2 protein-coding genes (1 of these 2 only partly in view) are annotated in these 1,544 nt (G+C 52.5%); one reads left to right on the top strand and one right to left on the bottom strand.

Annotated features, from left to right (window positions below; translation table 11 throughout):
* Nucleotides 1-492: the 3' portion of a precorrin-8X methylmutase gene (locus BP822_RS07145; RefSeq protein ID WP_286878058.1), read on the top strand. Its footprint begins 75 nt before the window's first position; the window shows 492 of its 567 coding nt (coding positions 76-567); the start codon falls outside the window, past its left edge; its stop codon occupies nucleotides 490-492.
* A 93-nt stretch (nucleotides 493-585) separates the two neighbouring features.
* Here BP822_RS07145 and BP822_RS07140 read toward each other — a convergent pair whose 3' ends face one another.
* The gene (locus tag BP822_RS07140; RefSeq protein WP_286878057.1) at nucleotides 586-1,467 is read right to left on the bottom strand and encodes a C13 family peptidase; all 882 of its coding nucleotides are present in this window, start codon (nucleotides 1,465-1,467) and stop codon (nucleotides 586-588) included.
* Between the last annotated feature and the right edge of the window lie 77 nt (nucleotides 1,468-1,544).

Here is a 1,544-nt window from a genome sequence, read left to right as displayed (position 1 = left end):
GCCACTGGCGACCCCAGTGTGGCCGAGATCATGAGGTTCGTGAAGGATCCCATAAGTGCAGGGCTAAGGGCCCTTGATGAAAAGGCCAGGATATTTGTGGATATCAATATGGTAAAGGATGGAGTGGTCAAGAAAGGCCATCAATGCTCCATCACAGCCATGATTGGAAAGGGCGATGATCTGGCCGAAAAAGATGGAATTACCAGGACTTCGGCAGGCGTTCTGGCATTTCAAAGCGAGTTATCTGGAGGCATCGTGATGATAGGCAATGCGCCATCAGCACTTCTGACTCTCTGCGACCTCATAGCCTCTGGAGACGTCAAGCCGGCCCTGGTCATCGGCACGCCGGTTGGATTTGTGAACGCAGCAGCAAGCAAAGAACGTCTCAGGAGTCTGGACGTGCCGTCCATATCGATCGTGGGCACGCGCGGGGGAACGCCTATTGCAGTAGCAGCCATGAATGAGATGATCAATATGTATGATAGATCCTGAGAATTGCGATCCTTTACCTCCTTTTTCCTTTCAAAAAATCGATCGGCGCCCCTTCACAAATAAACTCGGACGCCGTCGATATTTCCCGATCTTTTACAGCCCACCGCTCCTCGAAACGATTTTCTCTACTGGACCAGGCTGAGGTATCACTTCAGGTATTATTCGCTCAAATGGAACCTCATACAAAGGCTTCTTGAATTTCGATCCCGTCTGAGACGACAGGCACTGATGGAAGACATTGTTCCTGTTCAGCCCCGCCTCCAGCATCTGCGGCATGTTGTCCCCCCTTAGGCGCGTGACATCGTTATCCCAGGCATACTGGTATGCTTCGCCAAAGCTGATCCTTCCATCGCCGTCCTCATCCGCAGAGGGCTCGCTGAAGGCCATGATATAGCCGTAGATCGATTCGCTGCCGCTGTCGGATGGATTGGGATCATCGGGTCCGTCTATGTCCGGATAGGATGAAGAATCTGTCGAGGCCGATGTGAATATCACGCGGTTGGTCTCTCCATCTGCTGTCAGGTCGCTTTCCGCGGGCACGAATGTTCCATCGCTGTATTTGCCGATCAGGCTGCCGCTATGGCATGCTTCAACGATTATCGCCATCTCTTTGCAGGTGATCCTGTCCAGCCAGTTGTCCAGATCGCCTGCATATATCGTTCCGCCAGAAGTGCCGGTGGAGCAAACCAGGCCGTCAACTCCGCCATGAGAGCTGTAGAAGAACAGCACCTTATCGTTGACGCCAGACTTGGCGGCAACCTCGTTTATTGCCCATTGCACGTTCTCAATCGTATTTAGCGCATCCACGCCCGTATGGCCTGTATGGGGGCTCAGGAAGTAGATGTGGCTGTCGTCGATCCCCAGGCTCTTGAGAATGCTGTATATGCCCTCGGTATCTTCGTCAAAGGTATCTGGAAGATCATTGAATCCGCACACGATTACCGCCCAGGCGTCACACTGCGAGGCAACTGCCAAGAGACCTGAATCAATCATCCTTATGTCGGAGATTGCATCTGTTAGGCGCGACGGTTTCTTATAAAATGTGATGAGCG

Origin of the sequence: Methanosaeta sp. UBA458 (assembly GCF_002496085.1) — an archaeon.
GTDB classification, from domain to species: Archaea; Halobacteriota; Methanosarcinia; order Methanotrichales; family Methanotrichaceae; genus Methanothrix; species Methanothrix soehngenii.
This window is presented reverse-complemented; position numbering and strand designations above follow the sequence as displayed.